Source organism: Dickeya fangzhongdai, from assembly GCF_002812485.1.
GTDB lineage: Bacteria > Pseudomonadota > Gammaproteobacteria > Enterobacterales > Enterobacteriaceae > Dickeya > Dickeya fangzhongdai.
Genome location: NZ_CP025003.1, coordinates 837920 through 860458, shown reverse-complemented (window position 1 = coordinate 860458; position 22539 = coordinate 837920). Strand labels below are relative to the sequence as shown.

Genomic DNA, 22539 nt, shown 5'->3' with positions numbered 1-22539 from the left:
TGCATCCGGTAATGATGCAGGCGCAGCCTAAATCAGCGCCGCTTCCCGTAGTTCGCTTTTTAGGTAGGCGTAGTAAATGGGTGCGGCAATCACGCCGGAAATACCGAATGCGGCTTCAAACACCAGCATCGCCAGCAGAATCTCCCAGGCGTGCGCCTTGATGCGGGTGCCGACAATCTGGGCATTGAGGAAATACTCCAGTTTGTGGATCAGCATCAGATAGACCAGCGCCAGCAGCGCGATCGGCACAGAAATCGACAACGCGGCGATGAACACCACCGAGTTGGAGATCAGATTGCCAATCACCGGCAGCAAACCAAAAATGAAGGTCAGCACCACCAGCGTTTTGGCAAACGGCAGATGAATGCCGAAGCCGGGCAGCACGCCCAGAATGAAAATGGCGGACAGCACCGTGTTTACCAGCGAAATCTTCACCTGCGCGAACACGATGTTGCGAAACGAGGAGGACAGCAGCGCCACCCGGTGCATCAGTTCGGTTTTCAGCAGCGGCTTATCCACCGTCGGCTCGATGTTATACAGGGAGATGATCGCCCCGAGGATCATGCCGATCAGCATGGTGACGAAACCGTGCAGGAAATCTTTCCCCATGTTTTGCAGCATCACCACGTGCTTTTGCAGCCACATCACGAACTCGTGCTGCAACTCCTCCACGCTGACCGGCAGATAGCCCGGCAGGTAGGTCATGATCTGCTTTTGCACATCGTCGAGAATAAAGGCGATGCGGGCGTTGAACACACTGGTGTCTTTCATTTCCTGCATCAGCAACCCGACCAACGCGCCGAAAATCACGCTCAACAGGCAGACCACCAGCGTGCTGATCACCGCCACCACCGCCAGCCGGGCGCGTTTGCCGCTGATCACCTTCTGGAAATACGGCGTCAGCAGATTAATGATTTCATACACCAAAAAACCGGCGATAAAGCAGGCAAGCAGGCGCAGCTCAATCAAGAGCAACAGCCCCCCCATGATAAAGACGAAGCTCAGCAATCTGGCCTGTTTCAAATTCAACAACTGCATATGACATCCTGTTTCGTACTGCTACGTCAGGGGAATCGCAGCGCCTGCCAACGAAGGGGATCGCCCCGTCGCCAGAGGTGGCAATACTCTGACCGTGAAATAATATTTCAGCGACCATTCTTAGCATTTTAACCACGAAACACCAGCGTGATTAGCGTCATTTTTGGGCGTCTATCGTGTGGATAGACAAGGTAATGGTGGGAAAAATTTCAGAAACGGCAGGAAATTACGCCTGACGCGAGCGGATCGTCACCCACCAGTAAAAACGCTGAGAAAGGGTGATCGGCAGGGTTTTCGTCAACGCATTGAACAGCCGTTCGGTGTCCTGCAACGGGAACACCCCGGAAATACGCAGCGCCGCCACGCCGTCATCCAGTTGGAAATGCAGCCGCTGATAACGGGCGATCTCCCCGGTCAACTGGTCCAGCCGCATATTATCGGCCACCAGCACGCCGCCCGACCAGCTTTGCCGGAAGGCTTGCACCGCCACCGGCGGCTGCCACTGTTCGCGCGAGTAAGTCACTTCCTGCCCGGCAGGCAACCGCAGGCGATGGTCAGCTCCGGCGTCCAGTTGCAAGTGCGCTTCGCCGCCGAACACCGCCAGACAGCTGCGCTGCTCCCAGGTTCGCAGGGACAGCTTACAAGATGAACCGGGCATCACGCTGCCCTGCCCCGTTTCCAGCCGCAGCGCCGTATTCCCGCCGGCTGCTCGCTCCAGCAACAGTTCACCCGACAGCAGTTGCAGCACCAGTTCCTCGTTCTGATGGCGAACATTCAGCGCCGAATCGGTATTCAGCCATACCTGAACCCCTTGCGCCAACGTCAGCTGACGGCGTTCTCCCACGCCGGTGCGATAATCGGCGGCATAGCTGCGCCACGGCAGGCTATAGCCTAATGCCCCGCTCACACTGGTCAGCACCAGCAGTTTAAGCGCGCTACGCCGCTCGCGCCCCTGACGGCTCAGCACCGAGGAGATCAGCCGGTTGTCCGGCGTCTGAAAACGCGCCTGAATCTGTTCCACCTGACGCCAGGCCAGTTGATGACGTTCATCGCTCTCCAGCCAGCGGCGCCAGGCGCGCCGCTCCTGTTCGCCGCATCCTTCGTCGTGCAGCGTGGCGAACCACTCCGCCGCGGCGGACAGGATATCGGAAGACAAGGAGGAGGACGGCGACGTCATGGTATTACGCTTGAGCGGTCAGGCAGGTCAGCATGGCCTGCGCCATGTACTTTTTCACCATGCGCTCCGACACCATCAGGCGTTCCGCTACCTGACGATAGGTCAGCCCTTCCAGTTGCACCCACAGGAACACCTGTCGGGCTTTGGACGACAACGAGGACAACAACGCGTCGATCTCCACCAGCGCATCGACGATCATCGCCTGCGCTTCCGGCGACGGACTGACCACAAACTCCTGGCTGGCCAGCGTCTGCAAATACGCCTGTTCCAGATCTTTGCGCCGCCAGTGATTGACCATCAGCCCATGCGCCACGGTACTAAGCCAGGCGCGCGGTTCACGAATCGGTTCGGCGGGAAAGTGCGTCAGCAACCGCAGAAAGGTATCCTGCGCCAGATCCGCCGCCTGCTGGGAACAGCCGAGGCGACGCCGCAGCCATCCTTGCAGCCAGGAATGGTGCTCGGAATAGATCTGCTGCACACGCCGTTGGTCATCATGGCGGTCATCAGCCTGTTCGGGGCAAAAGGCGGCGGAGTGATTCACGTTGCTGGCTCGTCAGAAAACAATCAAATGATTTTCATTCTCAATATTATCAATGTCAACCTTTTATCCGCCCGTTTCCAAAATGGAAACGGGAAGGCAACCGCCGTCGCCCTCCCGTCTTATTACGCACCCGTCTTATGCACATCCATCCATAGACGCCCGGTTTACATCCGCTCCGATCGCACCGCCAAATCCCGACTGTACTGTCGGCTGGCATCCACCAGCATCGTGGTATACGCACTTTTGGGCGTATCGCGGGCTAAATCGCCGGTCGCGAGCGTTTCCAGAATACGGCCATATTGCATCACCGCGACGTTGTGGCACAGGTGCGCTATCACCCCCAAATCGTGCGTCACCATCAGGTAGGTCAATTTCTCCTGCTGCTGTAATTCCGCCAGCAGATTGAGGATTTCCGCCTGCACTGACACATCCAGCGCCGAGGTGGGTTCATCCAGCAGCAGCACCCGCGGTTCCAGAATCAACGCTCTGGCGATCGCCACGCGCTGACGCTGCCCGCCGGAAAGCTGGTGAGGATAGCGGCGGCGAAACTGCGGCCCCAGCCCCACCTTGCCCAATAACGTATCGATACGGTCATCCCGATCGTCGAAGCGATGAATTAACAGCGGTTCTTCCAGAATCGTCTCCACCGTATGACGCGGGTGCAGCGAGCCGTAGGGATCCTGAAACACCATCTGCACCCGGCGGCAGCGCGCCTGCTCGATACGATGCGCCAGCGGTTGACCATCGATCCATAACTGCCCCTGCCAGTGATTGAACAGCCCGGCCAGACATTTCAGCACCGTGGTTTTTCCGGAACCGGATTCGCCGACCAGACCGAAGATCTCACCGTCATTGACGGTGAGATTCACATCGTACAGCACCTGATTTTGCGCGCTTCCCTCGCCGAACGTCAGGTTCAGGTTACGCACCTCAATCATCGCCCGCGTCTTGTGGTTTGCCTCAGTCGTCATATGCGCTCCTTAGGGGTTAAGCCAGGCTGGATCGCGATTCATGACCGGCAGGCGCGGCCGCGGATGATCGATATCCGGCAATGAATTGAGCAAACCTCGGGTGTAGGGGTGTTGCGCATGGTCCAGATCGGCGGCCGCGATCGATTCCACCACCCGGCCGGCGTACATCACCAGCACCCGATCGCAGAAGCTGCGTACCAGATTGATGTCGTGACTGATAAAGATCAGCCCCAGACCGCGCTCGCTCACCAGATCATCCAGCATCGCCAGCACCTGCAGGCGCACGGAAACATCCAGCGCCGAGGTCGGTTCGTCGGCAATCACCACTTCCGGCTCGGTGATCAACATCATCGCGATCATAATGCGCTGCCCCTGACCGCCGGAAACCTCGTGCGGGTACAGGCCGTATACCCGTTCCGGCTGACGGATGCGCACGATGTCCAGCATCGCAATCACTTTTTCCTTCGCCGCCTGCCGCGAAACGCAGTGGTGCGCAAGATAGGCTTCGGCGATCTGATCGCCGACGCACACCACCGGATTCAGCGAATACTTGGGATCCTGCATGATCATGGAGATGCGTTTGCCGCGAATCTGGCGCATCCGCGCTTCATCCGCCGCCAGCAGGTCGATGCCGTTAAAATCCAGCCGGTCGGCGGTGATGCGGGCGCTGCGCGGATGCAGTCGCAACAGCGCCCGCCCGACGGTGGATTTGCCGGAGCCGGATTCGCCGACAATCGCCAGCTTTTCACACCCCAGCGAGAAGGACACGCCGCGCACGGCGTCGGTCACCGCGCGGCCATTGACGAAACTCACCCGCAGATTGTCCACCTCCAGCAGCGAAGCTGCTTCCGGCTTGCGGTGAGCCGCATTCACATTATTCAGTTCTGGGATCGAGGATGTCACGTAAGCCGTCTCCAAGGAAATTGAACGCCAGACTGTTGATCAAAATCGCCAGCCCCGGAATCGTCACCAGCCACCAGCACTCCATCATGTAGCGGCGGCCGGCCGAAATCATCGCCCCCCATTCCGGGTCGGGCGGCTGCGCCCCCAGCCCGAGAAAGCCCAGACCGGCCGCGGTCAGAATGATCCCGGCCATGTTCATGGTGATACGGATAATCACTGACGGCAGGCACAGCGGCACAATGTGGTGCAGCAGAATGCGCAGCGAAGACGCGCCCTGCAGTTTCACCGCCGAGACAAAATCAGCCTGACGCAGCGACAGGGTTTCCGCCCGCGCCAGACGCGCGATCGGCGGCCAGGCGGTGAGCGTAATGGCGATCACCACATGCTCCAGCCCTGGGCCGAGCGCCGCCACAAACGCCAGCGCCAGCACCAGACTGGGAAAAGAGATAAAGATATCGGTGATGCGCATCAGAATGGTGTCGACCACCCCGCCGTAATACCCCGCGACCACGCCCAGCAGCAGCCCGATCGGCCCGACGGTGATCGACACCAGCGCCACGATATACAGCGTGATGCGGGAGCCGTACACCAGACGACTAAACACATCGCGTCCGAACTCGTCGGTGCCGAACCAATGGCTGGCGCTCGGCGCCTGCAGCGTGTTGGCGAGATCCTGCGCCAGCGGGTCATGGGTGGCTAGCCACGGCGAAAAAATGGCCATCAGCATCAGCACCAGAACAATCGCCGACCCTATCGCCGTCAGCGGGTTGCGCATCAACAGCGACAGAAAACCCAGAATACGCGCGCCGCGCAGCTTCAAACGGCCGGCGCGCTTGTGCGGCCGGGCGCGCAATACCGGCTCGGAGGAAATCGTCATACTCTCGTCCTCGGATCAAAGACCTGATACAGCATGTCCGACAGCAGATTCAGGCTGACGAAAATCAACCCGACCAGCAGGACACAACCCATCACCGCGTTCATGTCGCCCAGCAACAGGCTACCGGTGAGATAAGAGCCAAACCCCGGCCACGAGAACACGGTTTCAATTAATACCGCGCCTTCCAGCAGCGACCCGTAAGCCAGCGCCACCACCGTCAGCAGTTGCACCAGAATGTTGCGGAACGCGTGCGCCCACACGACGCGAAACTCCGACAGCCCTTTCACCCGCGCGGTGATGATGTATTCCTGCGACAGCTGCGCCAGCATGAAACTGCGCGTCATGCGGCTGATGTACGCCAGCGAGTGGAACCCCAGCAGAGTGGCGGGCAGCACCAGATGATTGAGCGCGCTGCGAAACACCTCCCAGTTGCCGTCCAGCATGGCGTCGACCAACAGCAGGCCGGTGCGGTTTTCCACCAGCCCGTCATAGGCCATGTCCACCCGCCCGGCGCCGCCGACCCAGTTCAGCCAGGCATAGAACACCAGCAGCCCCATCATCCCCACCCAAAAGATCGGGGTGGAATAGCCGGCCAGGCTGATGAAACGCACCACATAGTCCGCCCATTTGCCGCGCCTTGCCGCCGCCAGCACGCCGAGCGGCACGCCCAGACCGGCGCCGACGATGATCGCCATCGTCGCCAGTTCAATGGTGGCGGGAAAAACGCGAATAATGTCGTCGATAACCGGGCGGCCGGTCAGCAGCGCATTGCCAAGATCGCCATGCAGCAGCGCGTTGAAATAGATCCAAAACTGAACGTATAGCGGCTTATCCAGCCCCAGTTGCTGGTAAACCTGTTGGTAGGTGCTTTGGTCGGCATCCTGCCCCACGATCGCCAGCACCGGATCGATGGGCATGACGCGACCGATAACAAACGTCAGGATCAATAAGCCGAACAATGTGACCACAACCTGGAATAAGCGTTTCGCCAGCCGGCGCAACACGCCGCCCGGTTTAAGCCACTCGCCTGGTTTGATCCGATCAGAGAAAACCATGTTCTTTCTCCCGAGCCCCCGGCCGGCGACGGACATCAGGCCGCCGCCGGCGCAGTGATTTCACGTTGACGTTCTGCGTCGCCAACTAGCGTTGCTTGTACACGTCCCGCAGATGGGTCGTGGAGGACGGATGCGGCACATACTTCATGACATCCTTGCGCAGCACGACCGAATCGATCATCTGGGAAACCGGGATAATGGCCGGGTACAGCGCCTCATAACGGTTCTGGACGTCGATGTACATTTGCTTCTGCTTTTGCGGATCCTTTTCCAGCAACGCCTGATCGATCATCTCGTTCAGCTGTTTGTCGTAGAACGAGGTGCGCCAGCCCTGAAAATTGGTCAGCTTGGCTTCGTCGCTGTTATCCGGGTTGTAGACCACGGAACGCAGGCTGGAATGCGGATGGGGATCGACGCCGCCGCCGCCGCGCCCGACCAGCATGTCGAACTTGCGATCGCGCATCGCGCCATACACCTGATTGCCGGTGCCGGAGAGGATCTGAACTTTGATGCCGGCTTGCGCCAGCGTGGACTGCACGGAGGTGGCGAGGTTCAGGAACGGCTGATCCGACAGCACGCGCAGCGTGGTGTCAAACCCGTTCGGATAGCCCGCTTCCGTCAGCAGGGTTTTGGCCCGCGCCACATCCAGTTTGTAGCCCGGATCGGGCAGCGTGGCGTCCATCCCTTTCTGGATCGGGCGCTGATGATAGAAACCATAGCCGGTCATCACAGTGTTATTGATGCCGTCGTAGTCGATCAGATAACGCACCGCTTCGCGCACTTTCGGATTGGCGAAGTACGGGTTCTTCAGGCTCATCGCCACGTAATACAGCGTGCCTTTGGTCACCTCCTTCACCGTCACGTCTTTATCCTGCTTGAGCGCATTGATATCCGGCACCGACATGCCGGTCGCCACGTCAATGTCGCCTTTCTCGATCATCAACCGCAGCGCCTGCGATTCGGTCATATGCCGGAAAATGACGCGCTTCATTTTGGCGTCGCCCTGCCAGTAACCGCTGACGCGGCTGATGCGCAGCACATCTTTCGCCTGCCACACATCCAGCTTGAAGGGGCCGGAACCGGCTTCATTGGTGGTCAGCCAGCCATTGCCCCAGTCGCCGTTTTTCTCGTGTTGCAGCACCGTCTTGCGATCCAGCACCGAGCCGCTGCCCAACGTCGCCAGCGAGTAGATGATAAGCTTGGGATCGTTGAGCTTGGGTAGTTCGATCTCCACCGTATGGGCATCTTTGGCGCGGATCATCTTCGCGACGTTATCCGCGGTAAAGCCGTACGATTTCCAGGTGGTCGCCTGCGCCATGTTCAGATGCAGCAGCCGGTTCATCGACCAGACAAAATCTTCCGCGGTCACCGGGTTGCCGGAATGGAATTTCGCGTTATCGACCAGATTGAAGGTAATGACGTTGCCGTCGTCGCTGACGCTCCAGCTTTTCGCCAGCGCGGGCAAAACGTGGCTCAGGTTGTCGGGGTCCAGTTCGACCAGCGAGTCATAGAGGTTTACGACCACCCCCACCACTTCATTGCCGGTCATGGCGGCCGGATCCAGTGACAGCATGTTGTTCATGTTCATGCCGACAATCAGTTGATCGTCAGGGGTTTTGGCTGACAGCATGGCCGGCGTGGCGGCCATACACAGTGTACTCAACAGCAGGGTACGAAGTATTGCTCGTGCTTTCATTATTCTTCTCCAGGTGTGGAAGTATGGAAGACGACAACATTTGTTTTTTTAGTGGTTACTCGCGTACAGACCACAAGCGCTACGCCTGACTCAGGGTATGCGCTTCAATCCAGTCAAAATTAATGTCTTCCCCCAGTCCCGGACGCTGGGGCAGATGAACGAATCCGTCGTCGTCCATCGGGTCGATGAGAGAATTCAGGTAGGCGACAGGTTCGTCGTAATCAAGGAACGGATGCAGCAGGCCGCGTTCGTACCAGCGGCAGTTTTTAATCGCCCCCACCACCGCCAGGTTCGGCGCGCCGTTGCCATGAATTTCGCAATCCATGCCGAAGGCTTCCGCCAGATGCGCCACTTTAAGACACGGTGAAATCCCGCCCACGCCCTGCACCCCGGCGCGCAGAATGTCGCAGGCGCCTTCTTTCACCCAGTCGGCGCGGCTGAAGTATTTCCCGCCCAGGCTTTCCGGCCCGATGACGTCAATGTCCAGATTCTTGTTCAGCCAGTTGTAGGACGCCATGCTCTGCTCTTCCATCGGCTCTTCGAACCAGGTGAAGTTCAGTTTTTGCAGTTCACGGCCGATATACAGCGCCTCGCTGCGGCTGTACCAGTGGTAGCCGTCCAGCATCAGGCAGATATCCGGCCCCACCGCCTCGCGCACCGCCGCACAGGCTTTGACATCCATTTTCGGGCTGGGCGCGAACGACACCGGCGGCATCCAGGTGTGCAGTTTGATGGCCTTGTAACCGCGTTTCACCAGCTTTTCAGCGAACCGGCCGTATTCTTCCGGCGTGGACAGGCCGCCGGTCAGCTCGTCGCCGCACATGGTGCTGCCGTAGGCCGGCACTTTATCGCGGTAGCCGCCCAGCAGTTTGTACACCGGCAGGTTCAGCGCGCGCCCGGCCAGATCCCACAGCGCCTGCTCGGCGATCGCCAGCGCGCGGTCGGTCAACTGGTTGGCGCTGCCGCGCTGCCAGTGCACCAGATCCTGCCACAACCGCTCGCGATCAAACGGATCCTGCCCAATCAGCACCTTGCGGAAAAAGCTGTTCACCACGTATGGGCGGATCACTTCCGGCGGCGCAAACGCATAGCCTTTGTGACCTTCATCGGTGCTGATCGTCAGTAACGCCATGCGGGCCTGATTCTCGGCGCCGGGATGGGAATGTCCGGCGCTGTCGGAGACGCGACGAGTGGGATAGGTGAAGACGGTGACATCAATCGATTCTATTTTCACGTTGTTACCTGCCTGGATAGTTAACTCATTTACAAGATTTTCAGCAATAAACTGTGTGTATCGAAAAATGCATCAGATATATGGCGTAAGTCTGTATCAAGCAAAGCGCAGATATATTTCCCTGTCGCTATACGGCAGAGAGATCAACATCACAAAAAAGGAACCATGTATTAATTAAAGAAAAACCATGTTTTATTTAAATTATTGTGGCTGTGTTTCATTTAGTCATTAGGCAATATCTCCCATATGATGAAATTATGACGTGGAAAATTAGGCAAACGCCCATAACCTTGTGAGCATTATCACGAGGAAAAATCTATCCCTTATCATTTGAAAGGTTAAAGACAGGCAGGAGACAGGCGGGAGCGAGGCAGGCAAGGCGCAACTACCGGAAGGGCCAATGTCGTTATAGATAAAGACAATTTATCAATTGGAAGTGCATCGTGACGCATCACGGCAGGCTGGTATCGGTATGACTGGCGCCGTCGGAACACCTGCAGCAGCGACGTTGGTTCAGGCGTATACCCTGGTTAATTCATTTATTTTTTTATTAGCCTGCAACCTGCGGGAATATATAAATATGACGCCGATTAATCAGATGATAAATATTGCATGTAAGAGGCAATATCCCGCCGTTAAATATAACGGGATACTGCCTGATACATCGTTTATACCCGTCATACTTCAAGTTGCAGGCGCGTTGGCGGCCCTCGCTCGGTTGCCGCGTTGCAAGGCTCTTAATGAGCCTTGCCCTAAGGGCCAGCGCATTGCATTGTTCAACACGCGAGCGAGTTGTCCTGCAACTCGAATTATTTAGGGTAATTACCAGCGATACGTCACATTGGCGGTAATATCACGCCCTTCTCCGTAATAACACCAGAAATTACAGGCGCTGACATAGTGATGATCCGCCAGATTGGTCGCGTTAACCTGCACGCGCCAGTTCTTGGTCACATCGTAGGCGATCATCGCATCCCACAGCGTATACGCCGGGACTTTCAGGCTGGCGCTTTCCAGACGGTCGCCGTAGGAACTGCCGATGTAGCGCACGCCGCTGCCGACGGTCAGCCCTTCCAGCGGGCCGCTGAACGCGTAGCTCACCCAGGTGGAGAACATATGTTCCGGTAACCCCGGCAGCCGCTTGCCGTTTTCTCCCGCTACGCCGGATTGGGTGGTTTCCACATTGTTATAGGTGTAGTTGCTGGTTAACGTCACGCCTTTATACACTTCACCGCTCAGTTCCAGCTCGATCCCGCGGGAACGCGCTTCGCCCGACTGCACCTGACGGCTCGGGTTATTGACGTCGGTGGTCAGGATATTTTCCTGACGCAGGTTATACAGCGCCGCCGAGGCATAACCGTTGAACCCTTGCGGGGTATACTTCACCCCCACTTCCGTCTGTTTGCCCATGGTCGGCTTGTACTGGTTGCCATAGGCGTCATAATCCGCCAGCGGCTGGAACGACTCGGCATAGCTGACATACGGCGAAATACCGTTATCAAACAGGTACATCGCGCCAGCCGTTTTGGTGAACTTGGTGTCGCTGGTGCGGGAGTCGATCCCCATGATCGTGTTGCGCGTGTAGGATTTGGCGTCGTCGTAACGGCCGCCCAGCAGCAGGATCAGACGATCGTCATACTTGATCTGGTTCTGCACATAGTAACCGTTCTGATGGCGACCGGAACGGTGATTGGACAGCTGGTTATCGCTCAGGGTGTAACGGCCATAGACCGGGCTGAAAATGTCCAGCGGCGCGCTGTTGAACTGGTAGAGCGAGGCGTTGTACGGCGACAGATCCGCATCGCGGCTCTGGGTATTGGCGCGACGGTAGTCAACGCCCAGCAACAGGGTATTGTCGATATCGCCCCAGCGCCATTCGCCTACCATGCGGTTATCCACCGACCAGTTCTGCGCAAAGCCGTCGCGGTAGGTCAGCCCACGATTAACGGTACGATCGTCCAGTTGGCCCATGGCATAGACCCCGCGCAGGTCCATGTTCAGGTAGGTGTAGTTCGTGTTCTGGTGGAAGGTCCAGGTATCGTTCAGGTGGTGCGTGAACTCATACCCGAGGTTCAGTTGGCGGCTATCGAACCGGTTCAGGCTCGGTTCCCCCAGCGAGGTCTTGTAGCCAACCTTGCCGTAGGGCGTGTCGTGCAGGGTGCCGTAGGGCATCTTGAAGCCATTGGTCATCCCGGAACGGGTATCCATGTAGCTGCTCAACAGCGTCAGTTCGGTATTGTCGCCCATCAGGAAAGTCAGGCTGGGCGCGAGGTAAAACCGCTTGCTGTCGGCAAAATCCACTTCGCCGGACGTATCGCGCGCGGTGCCGACCACCCGGTACAGCACCGTGCCGTCGTCGTTCAGCGGGCCGGAGCTGTCCACCGCCAGCTGACGGTAGTCATTGGAGCCGTACTCCACCGATACCTGCCCCTGCGGCAGGCGCGTCGGACGCTTGGTGATCACATTCACCAGCCCGCCCGGCGGATTCTGACCATACAGCACCGATGCCGGGCCTTTCAGTACCTCAACGCGTTCCACGCCGAACGGTTCCAACTGCTGAGTATAAAACCCGTCTTCGTTCAGGGTAGCCAGCCCATTCTGGAAGCGGGAAAGATCGCTGAAGCCGCGGATCACCAGCCATTCGGTCTTATTGTCCGGCCCGTAGGGCGTAGCCAGCACGCCCGCGCTGTAACGCAATGCCTGATCGATCTTCTTGGCGCCGCGCTCTTCAATCTGCTGTGCGTTCACGACTGCGACGGCGCGGGGCGTTTCCGACAAGGGCGTGTCCAGCTTCAGGGCGGTATTTGGCGGCGCGGTCACCACTATCTGCTCGTTTTTGACGGCTGTGTTCGCTGGCGCGGCGGCGGGCGTTGCCGTCGTCTGCTTCGCCAGCGTAACCGTTCCATCCGCGCCAACCTGCGCCTGCAGACCACTATTGGTCAGGATGGACTGAAACCCTTGCTCAACACTGAAGGAACCACGCAGGCCCTGACTGGCTTTTCCCTGGGTCAGCGCCGGATCGTAAGAAAGCAGTACCCCGGATTGCTGTGCAAACTGATTCAGCACCTGGTTCAACGGCCCGGCGGAAACGGCGTAAGTCCGGGTGACGGCGTTGGCCGATGCCGCCTGACTCACCCCCACGGGCAGCGCCGCATACACGGATAGCCCCAGCATCCCGGCCCGAAGCAGGCGGGTACGATATGTCAACATAGTGATTCCCCTTCAGTATCGAATTTTCAGCATCAATCATGTGGTCTTTAACGCCGTTGGCGGTGTCTATTCACCGCACTCATGCATCGACCAGGGACACAACCGCATCACGTCCCAGGCACCACCTGATTGCTATGCCAAGCCAGTCACGCCAAAAGGGAACCGCCGATCAAAAAAAATTTTCGCGCAGTTTCTGATTCAACGGGCGGCTACACCGCGACAAGCGGGAATAAAGCGCCTTTAGCGCTGCGATATTCCGGCAAAATAACCCGAACAAGCCGCGAATAATTAGCCTTGCAACGTTATGTCGCCATTATTGAAGGTGAGTAAAAAAAGAATCTTTTTCTGTTGTCCATTTTATTATGGATTATGTAAAAAAGACACTTAACGCTAAGAAGTGTATTTAAATATGGATTTGTTATTCGCTTGATCGTGGAGTGAGGTATCGAAACGTATCGATATAAAAACAACACAAAAAGAAAGAGAATAGCGCTATCGTTAGGACGCTTGATAATAGCCGACATGAAAACACAAAAAAATCACATCAATGAATGAATTGATACGGTGTGCGTTTAATTTCCGGACATCCGGCGTCATGACGCCATGGTCGTGGTGATGTCGCCATCATCCTGGTTGAGGATTAACAGCGACAATACCCGATCTTCCACATTCAACTTGGAAAACGACAGCGTACTGAGCGGCTTTTTGGCAAACCCGTCAGACAGGAGATCCCAGGCGACATGTGTACTGAGCAGATCGTTGTTGGTCATGAAATCCTGATACGCGAACCGCACATTCACCGGGAGCACTTCGTCAATGGAAGCCGGCGTTGTGGCGCCGGTGCGCAAGCCAAAATGTGCATTAAATGCGGAATTCGCGCAGAGTATCTTGCATTTGTCATCAATGACTGCGATCGCTCGTCTATCATTGTGAACAGGGGCGCTTAACATACTCATGATCTCATTCTGCCCAAATATCAGACTCATATGTCCTCTGCTTCTTGCTATGTGAAATCTATCCCCCCTGAAGCAGCCTAAATGTGGACGGCTCGGGGAGTCCGGGGATAGTTTTAAAGTCAACCAGATAAATTACCTGGTAAATGCAATAATTAAACCGTTGATATAATTAGAATTCAGCCAACCGGGACAAAGGACGTTCTGAGCAAGAACTTAATTTCCTGCGTTATTATGCAGTCCAAACAATATAGATATTATACTTTGGTAAATTATATCCCACGTCTTCCTGCGGACTGAAAGTCGAAATTATCTATCACAATAATCAGCCCATTTATTGCCTACAAATTGTTTACAACCAAAACAATTTCGTAACGAAATAGAGGCATTAAATGTCACCCTTTTAGGGATCATTAGCACTATATCTGCTTTCGCTGGGAGTCGATCGTTCAAATAAGGCCGATCTTTTGCTTGTTTGATCATATCGTCCGATCAAATTCTTATTAATGATAGTTAATGTCGATGAAATAGTCATTTTCATTAACTATTCCCTTTACGAATTCAAAGAACGACACATAAGTAACAAAAATGTGAGCAAAGTCGCACAAACTTGTGTGCTTTGGCTGCTTCCTGCGCATGCCGCCGCCAACTCAGACTATCTTTAAAAGCAAACGTCTCGGCTCTTTCCTGCAATGCGTGATCCATCGCGCAAAAAAGAAACAAATGTTAATGGCTCACTGTTATTAACTATTGATTGACATAATATTAACAATGTTTAAGGAGAAGCGCTATGAGCCAATATAATAAGCACCCTATACCCGCCGCCATTGCGGAAAACGCCTTAATCACCGCCGAACAATATAAAAAGATGTATCAGGAATCTGTGCAGGATCCTGATGCCTTCTGGCGGGAACAAGGCAAGATCGTTGATTGGATCAAACCCTATCAACGGGTTAAAAACACCTCTTTTGACCCGGGCCATGTCCGTATCCGCTGGTTCGAGGACGGTACATTAAATGTAGCGGCCAACTGCCTCGATCGCCATCTCGACACGCTAGGTGATCAAACCGCGATCATCTGGGAAGGCGACGACGCCGGAGAAAGCAAAAAAGTCACTTACCGCGAGCTGTATCAGGCGGTTTGTCGTTTCGCCAACGTACTGAAATCCAAAGGTATCCGTAAAGGCGACGTGGTCGCTATTTATATGCCGATGGTGCCGGAAGCCGCCGTGGCGATGCTGGCCTGCGCCCGCGTCGGCGCCGTGCATTCGGTGATCTTCGGTGGATTCTCCCCGGAGTCCATCGCCGGCCGTATTGTCGATTCCAACGCCAAACTGGTGGTCACCGCCGATGAAGGCATTCGCGCCGGGCGGGCAATTCCGCTGAAAAAGAACATTGACGAAGCCCTGCGCAACCCGGCGGTCACCAGCGTCAATCATGTGATCGTATTCCGCCGCACCGGCAATCCCGGCAGTTGGCAAAACGATCGGGATCTGTGGTGGCACGATTTGATCGCTCAGGCGGACGATCATTGCCCGCCGGAAGAAATGAACGCCGAAGATCCGCTGTTTATCCTGTATACCTCCGGCTCCACCGGTAAACCCAAAGGGGTGTTGCACACCACCGGCGGGTATCTGGTGTACGCCGCCACCACTTTTAAATATGTGTTCGATTATCACCCCGGCGACATTTACTGGTGTACCGCCGACGTCGGTTGGGTCACCGGTCACAGTTACCTGTTGTACGGCCCGCTGGCCTGCGGCGCTATTACGCTGATGTTTGAAGGCGTACCCAACTGGCCTACCGCCAGCCGTATGGGGCAAGTGGTGGACAAACACCAGGTCAATATTCTGTATACCGCGCCCACCGCCATTCGCGCGCTGATGGCGGACGGCGACAAGGCGATAGAAGGCACCTCGCGTCAGTCGCTCAAAATCATGGGCTCGGTGGGGGAACCCATCAACCCGGAAGCCTGGGAATGGTACTTCCGGAAAATCGGCAATAGCCGCTGCCCGATCGTCGACACCTGGTGGCAGACGGAAACCGGGGGATTCATGATCACCCCGCTGCCGGGCGCCATCGAAGCCAAACCGGGATCGGCGACGTTGCCGTTCTTCGGGGTGCAACCGGCGCTGGTGGACAACCTCGGCAACCCGCAGGACGGCGCCTGCGAAGGTAATCTGGTGATTACCGACTCCTGGCCCGGTCAGGCGCGCACGCTGTTTGGCGACCACGAGCGCTTTGAACAGACCTATTTCTCCACCTTCAAAGGCATGTATTTCAGCGGCGACGGCGCACGCCGCGACGAAGACGGCTATTACTGGATCACCGGCCGCGTGGACGACGTGCTGAACGTTTCCGGCCACCGGCTGGGAACGGCGGAAATCGAATCCGCGCTGGTTTCGCACCCGAAAATCGCCGAAGCGGCGGTGGTCGGCATTCCGCACAGCCTCAAGGGGCAGGCGATCTATGCCTATATCACCCTGAATCACGGTGAAGAACCTACCAGCGAGCTGTATACCGAAGTGCGCAACTGGGTACGTAAAGAGATCGGCCCCATCGCCACCCCGGATATCCTGCACTGGACCGATGCGCTACCGAAAACCCGATCCGGCAAAATCATGCGCCGTATTCTGCGCAAGATTGCAGCCGGGGATACCAGCAATCTTGGGGATATCTCCACCCTCGCCGATCCTGGCGTGGTAGAGAAACTGCTGGAAGAAAAACAAGCCATGAATCACACACCGTCCTAACTGTCATCTGATAAAACAGCGCCCCCGCACCAGATCGCATTACGCCGTCTGGTGTGTGGTGGCACCTAAAAAAACAGCCGCCCGTAAGGGCGACGCGACTTATCTGACTGGAGATTTATGATGAATGATCTCATTTATCAACGGATTGAAGATAACCCGCTATTTAAAGAACTGATCCAGAAACGGCAGCGCTTTGCCGCCTTTCTTTCACTGATCATGCTGGTGTTGTACGTCGGTTTCATTCTGTTGATCGCCTTTGCGCCGGGTTGGCTGGGGACGCCGATCGCGCCCGGCGCGGGGACGACCCGCGGCATCCCGTTGGGTATTGGGCTCATCGTTATCTCTTTTGTGCTTACCGGTATTTATGTCTACCGCGCCAATGGCGAATTTGACCGCCTGACCAAAGAGTTGCTCAACGAGGTGCAAAAATGAAAAGCCGCATTTTCCTGCTGACCGCTTTGCTGGGGCTACCGATATGGGCGCAGGCGGCGGATGCCGTTTCCGGCAACGTCCAGAAGCAACCACTGAATATTCAGGCCATCGCACTGTTCGTACTGTTTGTAGCGGCAACGCTCTACATCACCTACTGGGCTTCCAAACGCACCCGCTCGCGTAGCGATTACTACACCGCGGGCGGCAACATCACCGGCTTTCAGAACGGGCTGGCGATTGCCGGCGACTATATGTCCGCGGCCTCGTTCCTCGGCATTTCGGCGCTGGTCTACACCTCCGGCTTTGACGGCCTGATCTACTCGCTCGGCTTTCTGGTGGGCTGGCCGATCATCCTGTTCCTGATTGCAGAGCGGTTACGCAATCTGGGCCGCTATACGTTCGCCGACGTCGCCTCCTACCGGTTACAGCAAAAACCGATTCGGACGCTGTCCGCCTGCGGCTCGCTGGTGGTGGTGGCGCTGTACCTGATTGCCCAGATGGTAGGCGCCGGCAAGCTCATTCAGTTGCTGTTCGGGCTGAATTACCACATCGCAGTGGTGCTGGTCGGTATTCTGATGGTGATGTACGTGCTGTTTGGCGGCATGCTGGCCACCACCTGGGTACAAATCATCAAAGCGGTGTTGTTGCTGTGCGGCGCCACCTTCATGGCGATCATGGTGCTGAAAACGGTGAACTTCAGCTTCGATAGCCTGTTCACCGAAGCGACCAAGGTTCACGCGAAAGGTATTGCGATCATGAAACCCGGCGGGCTGGTGTCCGACCCGATTTCCGCGCTGTCGCTCGGGTTGGGGCTGATGTTCGGCACCGCCGGCCTGCCGCATATCCTGATGCGTTTCTTCACCGTCAGCGATGCCCGTGAAGCACGCAAAAGCGTGTTCTTTGCCACCGGGTTTATGGGGTATTTCTACTTCCTGACCTTCATCATCGGTTTCGGCGCGATTCTGCTGGTAGGCGCCAACCCGGCGTTCAAAGACGCCGCCGGCGCGCTGATCGGCGGCAACAATATGGCGGCGATACATCTGGCGAATGCGGTAGGCGGTAACTTCTTCCTCGGCTTTATCTCCGCCGTGGCCTTCGCCACCATTCTGGCGGTGGTGGCCGGGCTGACGCTGGCCGGCGCATCAGCCGTATCGCATGACCTGTATTCGAACGTCATCAAGAAGGGTCAGGCTACCGAGCGCGACGAACTGAAGGTATCGAAACTCACGGTGCTGGCGTTGGGGATCATCGCCATCCTGCTGGGTATTCTGTTCGAAAATCAGAATATCGCCTTTATGGTGGGACTGGCGTTCTCGATTGCCGCCAGCTGTAACTTCCCGATTATCCTGCTGTCGATGTACTGGTCCAAACTGACCACCCGCGGCGCCATGATCGGCGGCTGGGCCGGGCTGCTGACAGCGATAGTGCTGATGGTGCTTGGGCCGACCATCTGGGTGAAAATCCTCGGTCACGCCAGCCCGATTTATCCGTATGAATACCCGGCGCTGTTCTCAATGCTGGTGGCCTTTATCGGTATCTGGTTTTTCTCGATTACCGACAATTCAGCCAACGCCGTCGAAGAACGCGGCAAGTTCAAGGCGCAGTTCATTCGCTCGCAAACCGGCCTTGGCATCTCCAAAGGGTCATCTCACTAAGTTCAACATGACTCACGACAACCGGGGAGCCTTGCTCCCCGTTTTTTTTACACTTTCTCGCTGAGTACCGCTTCCAGTAAATCCAGTTCGCGCAGCATTTTCTGCAACGTTTCGTTGCTGATGCGCTGCGTGGCGCGCAGGTGATACAGTTCGGCGCGCTCTGCGCTGACGGCGGCCAGACGGAAGCGCCGTTCCAGATTCTCCACCGCCATGTTGTTTTCCAGCTCGTCGGTGCCCGCCACGCGACGATGCAACATACCGATGACGCGCGCGCTCACCTCCGCCAGCACCTGATCGTCCAGATTCTCTTCCCGGTCCGCCGCCAGTCGCTCCTGCATTTTCTTCAGGCTATCGATAGCGACCTGCGCCATCGTTACCCGCGCGATGCGTTCCTCTTTTTTCTGCACGCTGTGGTCGGTCAGCGTAATGCCCCTGAGCAGCAGCGGTAGCGCCATCACACCGCACAGCAGTGAAAACAGAATCACGCCGGTGGCGATAAACACCAGTTGATAGCGGGACGGGAACGGCTCGCCGCTGCTCAGAAACAGCGGAATGGACAGCACACCCGCCAGCGTGATGGCGCCCCGTACGCCGGCAAAGGTGCTGATCCAGATCTCGCGCGAGGTGTAGTCGGCGAACAGCATCGGGCGTTTGTTCTGTACATAACGGCTGTAGAGCTTCATCAGCCACAGCCAGGCAAACCGCAGCAACAGCAAGGCGCAATAGATCAGGGCGATATCGGCGAACAGCATCCAGGTTTCGATGGTCGGATCCAGCTCCGCCTGCACAATCGACTCTTCAATCACGCCGGGCAATTGCAGCCCCAGCATCAGGAACACCATGCCGTTGAACACAAACTCCAACATGTTCCACACGCCGTTGGCGCGCAGCCGCATGTTGAGCGGCGCCTGCCGCAACAGCTGGGTTCGGCTGATGGTCATCCCCGACGCCACCGCCGCCAGAATGCCCGATACGCCGAAATGTTCGGCGATCAGGTAGGCGGCGAACGGCAACAGCAGCAGTAATACGATTTGGGTGGCGGCATCGTCATCGTTCTGATGGCCGAGCAACGACAGGGATTTACTGTACACCCAGGTAACGCCGATCCCGGCCAGCAGGCCGCCCAGCGCCACCTGCAAAAACGCCAGCGTCGCGCCGGAAACCGTGAACACCATGGTTCCCATGGCGATCGCCACCGCAAACTTGAGCGACACCAGCGCCGAGGCGTCGTTCATCAGCGCCTCGCCCTGCAGGATCCCCATCAGCTTTTTCGGGATCCGGTCTTCGCCGACGATACCGGACAGGGCTACCGCATCGGTGGGAGACAGGACGGCAGCCAGCGCAAAGGCGGCCACCAGCGGCATTTCCGGGATCATCCAGTGCAGCAGGTAACCGATACCCACCACGGTAATCACCACCAGCACCAGCGCCAGTCCCAGAATTTCACGCATATGGTGCAGGAACTCGCGTGTCGAGGTTTTCCAGCCGTCGGCGAACAGCAACGGCGGAATAAACAGCACCATAAACAACTCGGGATTGAAATCGACATGCAGACCGAATTGCGGCCAGGCCAGCATGGCGCCCAGAGCGATCTGCATCAGCGGCAGCGGTATCTGGAAAGGCAGGATGCGCGTCACTACGCCTGAAAGAGAAACGATCAGCGTCATAATCAGAATGGTGAAAAATATTTCCATGTGTTCCCTGGTTGCTTGCCGTTACATGAAAGGAGGTCGGGTAGCTGCCATCGGGCGCCGACTGCACCATCCGGTGGATGATCTGTTGAAATAATAACAAGATACAAAGCAATGAACAGGAATCGAAGACAAAAAAACAGCGCTTTCGGCACAGAGAAACAAAAAAGGGGAACCCGCGTTCCCCTTATTACATGGTGTGGAATAAAAGACGGCTTAGAGCGCCCAGCCGCCGGCGTAAAATACCACCAACGCTACGGCGATAATCACGGTGCCGAGATTGAGTTTACGCCATTCGCCAGAGAACAGACGGCCTAATACCAGCGAGCCAAAGCCCAGCATGATGCCGGTGACGATGTTACAGGTCAGCACGATGAATACCGCGCACACCAGGCCGGACATGGCGTCGACAAAGTCGTTGAAATCCAGTTTGGAGACGTTGCTCAGCATCAGCAACCCGACATACATCAGCGCCGGCGCCGTGGCATAAGCCGGCACCAGATAAGACAGCGGCGACAGGAACAGGATCAGCAGGAACAGCACGCCCACTACGGTCGCGGTCAGACCGGTTTTACCGCCTGCGGCAGTACCCGCTGCGGACTCAATGTAGACCGCCGCCGGCGACGTTCCCACCAGACTGGAGAAAATGCTGCTGACGGAGTCGGCGGTCAGCGCGCGGCCGCCATTGATAATCTGGCCGTCTTTGTCCAGCAGGTTGGCCTGCCCGGCCACTGCGCGAATGGTGCCGGTGGCGTCAAACACCGCCGTCATCACCAGCGCCAGCACGCTCGGCAGCACTACCGGCTGCAACGCGCCCTTGATGTCGAGGCTGAAAATCAGCGACTGGCCGTTAGCATCGGTCAGGCTCGGCAGGGCGAACAGCCCCTGATATTTCACGTTCGGGTCAAAAATCAGACCGATGACTGAAATGGCGACGATCACCAGCAGGATCCCGCCCGGCACGCGGCGTTTTTCAAGACCGATAGTAGCGGCCAGACCGATCAGCGACATTATCACCGGAAACGCGGTGAAGTGACCCAGCGCCACCGGCAAGCCGTCGATCGGGTTCTTGATCACCAGACCAATGCCGTTGGCGGCGATAATCAGCAGGAACAACCCGATACCGATGCCTGCGCCATGCGCCACGCCCATCGGCAGGTTGCGCAGGATCCAGGAGCGGATGCCGGTAGCGGAAATCACGGTAAACAGCACGCCCATCATGAAGATGGCGCCCAGCGCGACCGGCACGCTGATATGCTGACCCAGCACCAGACTGAAGGCGGTAAACGCGGTCAGCGAAATCGCACAACCGATCGCCATCGGCAGGTTGGCCCACAACCCCATCAGCAGTGAACCGAACCCGGCCACCAGACAGGTCGCCACAAACACCGCTGCGGGCGGAAATCCGGCTTTACCCAGCATGCCCGGCACGACGATGACCGAGTAAACCATCGCCAGAAAAGTAGTCAGGCCTGCCAGCACTTCCTGACGAACGCTGCTGCCGCGCTGCGTAATCTTGAAAAAGGCATCAAGCGCGCCTGCGGGACGAGCCGCATCGTCAGCCTGACGAGTGGTATTGGACATGGTGTATCCCCTGAAATGTCGTTTTATGGTTATCAAACGTTATGGTTCAAACGTTATGGTTATCAAGCGCCGTGACCGGCACTTGGCCAGTATTCGGTGAAAACGGTGTGATTCGACGCCCCTTGCCAGACGCCGGACAGCCTGCCGTTTTCCCACTCCAGCCTGACACGCAAACGATTAACCGTTGCGTTACAAAGCGGCTGAATCCTGCCAGTTGTTGTTGAGGCGGCAGATTATCCTGCCTTCGGGACATTCATTTCAACTGCTATTCCCCGCATTCACGCCGTGGTCGCGCTGAAAATGACGCAAACCAAACGCCGCATGCCGTTGCCGCGATCATCAGACCAACGGCTCTTCGCCACCGTTCGAATAGCAACATCTTGAGTATGAAAGAAAATAAAACCGCGGTTCAGTCAGAGTAGACTACCCGTTCATCTTTTTGTGATGCGCGTCACAAAAAAGTTGACCACTCCCTGAGCAGGGTGTATCTTTAAAACCGTGAACAACGTCACAGAAATAATGAATCACACAGAGGAATACGACAATGAAACTGCTGCACAAAATTATCGCCATGTTTGAAAACTTCACCATCAACTTCGGTACTTTCAACCAATAATTCTTTTATGCGTATGGGGGGAACACCATGAGTATTGTCCGTCAAATCACTCAAATCCTAAAAGCGCTGGGCAAAACCTACCGCGGTGTTAATCCCTACGCGCTGTTTCGTTAATCATCAGTCATTCTCTCCTTCTTGTGGCTGCCTTCGGGCA

General features: G+C 56.7%; 16 protein-coding genes. 3 read left to right on the top strand and 13 right to left on the bottom strand.

What is annotated here, in order from left to right; genetic code table 11:
• Positions 1 to 27: 27 nt before the first annotated feature.
• The 11 genes from CVE23_RS04060 to CVE23_RS23195 all read right to left on the bottom strand — a co-directional run bounded on the left by CVE23_RS04060 (position 28) and on the right by CVE23_RS23195 (position 13688).
• Positions 28 to 1038: an AI-2E family transporter gene (locus tag CVE23_RS04060; protein WP_038917889.1), complete on the bottom strand. Its 1011-nt coding sequence runs from the start codon at positions 1036 to 1038 to the stop codon at positions 28 to 30.
• A gap of 226 nt (positions 1039 to 1264) precedes the next feature.
• Positions 1265 to 2215 (bottom strand): DUF4880 domain-containing protein, encoded by a 951-nt coding sequence (locus CVE23_RS04055; RefSeq protein ID WP_100848952.1) that lies wholly within the window; start codon positions 2213 to 2215, stop codon positions 1265 to 1267.
• A 4-nt stretch (positions 2216 to 2219) separates the two neighbouring features.
• Positions 2220 to 2693, bottom strand: coding sequence for a sigma-70 family RNA polymerase sigma factor (locus CVE23_RS04050; RefSeq protein WP_100850404.1), 474 nt, complete (start codon positions 2691 to 2693; stop codon positions 2220 to 2222).
• Positions 2694 to 2920: 227 nt separating this feature from the next.
• Positions 2921 to 3694 (bottom strand): ABC transporter ATP-binding protein, encoded by a 774-nt coding sequence (locus tag CVE23_RS04045; RefSeq protein WP_161130952.1) that lies wholly within the window; start codon positions 3692 to 3694, stop codon positions 2921 to 2923.
• A gap of 42 nt (positions 3695 to 3736) precedes the next feature.
• Positions 3737 to 4630: an ABC transporter ATP-binding protein gene (locus tag CVE23_RS04040; protein WP_373287793.1), complete on the bottom strand. Its 894-nt coding sequence runs from the start codon at positions 4628 to 4630 to the stop codon at positions 3737 to 3739.
• Positions 4602 to 5405, bottom strand: a complete 804-nt coding sequence (locus CVE23_RS04035; RefSeq protein ID WP_369831427.1) for an ABC transporter permease — start codon at positions 5403 to 5405, stop codon at positions 4602 to 4604. Before CVE23_RS04035 ends, CVE23_RS04040 begins: the two co-directional genes overlap by 29 nt.
• A 98-nt stretch (positions 5406 to 5503) precedes the next feature.
• Entirely contained in the window at positions 5504 to 6562 is a 1059-nt protein-coding gene (locus CVE23_RS04030; protein ID WP_038917884.1) for an ABC transporter permease, read from the bottom strand.
• A gap of 85 nt (positions 6563 to 6647) precedes the next feature.
• Positions 6648 to 8258 carry an ABC transporter substrate-binding protein gene (locus tag CVE23_RS04025; RefSeq protein WP_100848951.1) on the bottom strand — a complete coding sequence of 537 codons (1611 nt, stop codon included), beginning with the start codon at positions 8256 to 8258 and terminating at the stop codon, positions 6648 to 6650.
• Between the two features lie 79 nt (positions 8259 to 8337).
• Positions 8338 to 9492 (bottom strand): mandelate racemase family protein, encoded by a 1155-nt coding sequence (locus tag CVE23_RS04020; RefSeq protein WP_100848950.1) that lies wholly within the window; start codon positions 9490 to 9492, stop codon positions 8338 to 8340.
• Between the two features lie 822 nt (positions 9493 to 10314).
• Positions 10315 to 12702 (bottom strand): TonB-dependent siderophore receptor, encoded by a 2388-nt coding sequence (locus tag CVE23_RS04015; protein ID WP_100848949.1) that lies wholly within the window; start codon positions 12700 to 12702, stop codon positions 10315 to 10317.
• 593 nt (positions 12703 to 13295) lie between these two features.
• The gene (locus CVE23_RS23195; protein WP_100848948.1) at positions 13296 to 13688 is read right to left on the bottom strand and encodes a transcriptional regulator; all 393 of its coding nucleotides are present in this window, start codon (positions 13686 to 13688) and stop codon (positions 13296 to 13298) included.
• 757 nt (positions 13689 to 14445) lie between these two features.
• On the opposite strand from CVE23_RS23195, the gene acs reads away from it, so the two are divergent.
• The 3 genes from acs (at position 14446) to actP (ending at position 18494) form a co-directional block, all read left to right on the top strand.
• Positions 14446 to 16407, top strand: coding sequence for an acetate--CoA ligase (acs, locus tag CVE23_RS04005; protein ID WP_100848947.1), 1962 nt, complete (start codon positions 14446 to 14448; stop codon positions 16405 to 16407).
• A gap of 120 nt (positions 16408 to 16527) precedes the next feature.
• Positions 16528 to 16839 (top strand): DUF485 domain-containing protein, encoded by a 312-nt coding sequence (locus CVE23_RS04000; protein WP_038917878.1) that lies wholly within the window; start codon positions 16528 to 16530, stop codon positions 16837 to 16839.
• Entirely contained in the window at positions 16836 to 18494 is a 1659-nt protein-coding gene (actP, locus tag CVE23_RS03995) for a cation/acetate symporter ActP (protein WP_038917877.1), read from the top strand. Before CVE23_RS04000 ends, actP begins: the two co-directional genes overlap by 4 nt.
• Positions 18495 to 18541: 47 nt before the next feature.
• On the opposite strand, the gene CVE23_RS03990 is transcribed toward actP, so the two are convergent.
• Both CVE23_RS03990 and CVE23_RS03985 read right to left on the bottom strand, forming a co-directional pair.
• Positions 18542 to 20188: a Na+/H+ antiporter gene (locus tag CVE23_RS03990; protein WP_038662213.1), complete on the bottom strand. Its 1647-nt coding sequence runs from the start codon at positions 20186 to 20188 to the stop codon at positions 18542 to 18544.
• Positions 20189 to 20401: 213 nt separating this feature from the next.
• Positions 20402 to 21769 carry an NCS2 family permease gene (locus tag CVE23_RS03985; protein WP_038662216.1) on the bottom strand — a complete coding sequence of 456 codons (1368 nt, stop codon included), beginning with the start codon at positions 21767 to 21769 and terminating at the stop codon, positions 20402 to 20404.
• Positions 21770 to 22539 lie beyond the last annotated feature (770 nt).

Coding starts and splice junctions, on each gene's coding strand:
- CVE23_RS04060 (WP_038917889.1), bottom strand. CDS start 1,038: ATGCAGTTGTTGAATTTGAAACAGGCCAGATTGCTGAGCTTCGTCTTT.
- CVE23_RS04055 (WP_100848952.1), bottom strand. CDS start 2,215: ATGACGTCGCCGTCCTCCTCCTTGTCTTCCGATATCCTGTCCGCCGCG.
- CVE23_RS04045 (WP_161130952.1), bottom strand. CDS start 3,694: ATGATTGAGGTGCGTAACCTGAACCTGACGTTCGGCGAGGGAAGCGCG.
- CVE23_RS04035 (WP_369831427.1), bottom strand. CDS start 5,405: ATGCGCAACCCGCTGACGGCGATAGGGTCGGCGATTGTTCTGGTGCTG.
- CVE23_RS04030 (WP_038917884.1), bottom strand. CDS start 6,562: ATGGTTTTCTCTGATCGGATCAAACCAGGCGAGTGGCTTAAACCGGGC.
- CVE23_RS04025 (WP_100848951.1), bottom strand. CDS start 8,258: ATGAAAGCACGAGCAATACTTCGTACCCTGCTGTTGAGTACACTGTGT.
- CVE23_RS04015 (WP_100848949.1), bottom strand. CDS start 12,702: ATGTTGACATATCGTACCCGCCTGCTTCGGGCCGGGATGCTGGGGCTA.
- CVE23_RS23195 (WP_100848948.1), bottom strand. CDS start 13,688: ATGAGTCTGATATTTGGGCAGAATGAGATCATGAGTATGTTAAGCGCC.
- acs (WP_100848947.1), top strand. CDS start 14,446: ATGAGCCAATATAATAAGCACCCTATACCCGCCGCCATTGCGGAAAAC.
- CVE23_RS04000 (WP_038917878.1), top strand. CDS start 16,528: ATGAATGATCTCATTTATCAACGGATTGAAGATAACCCGCTATTTAAA.
- actP (WP_038917877.1), top strand. CDS start 16,836: ATGAAAAGCCGCATTTTCCTGCTGACCGCTTTGCTGGGGCTACCGATA.
- CVE23_RS03990 (WP_038662213.1), bottom strand. CDS start 20,188: ATGGAAATATTTTTCACCATTCTGATTATGACGCTGATCGTTTCTCTT.
- CVE23_RS03985 (WP_038662216.1), bottom strand. CDS start 21,769: ATGTCCAATACCACTCGTCAGGCTGACGATGCGGCTCGTCCCGCAGGC.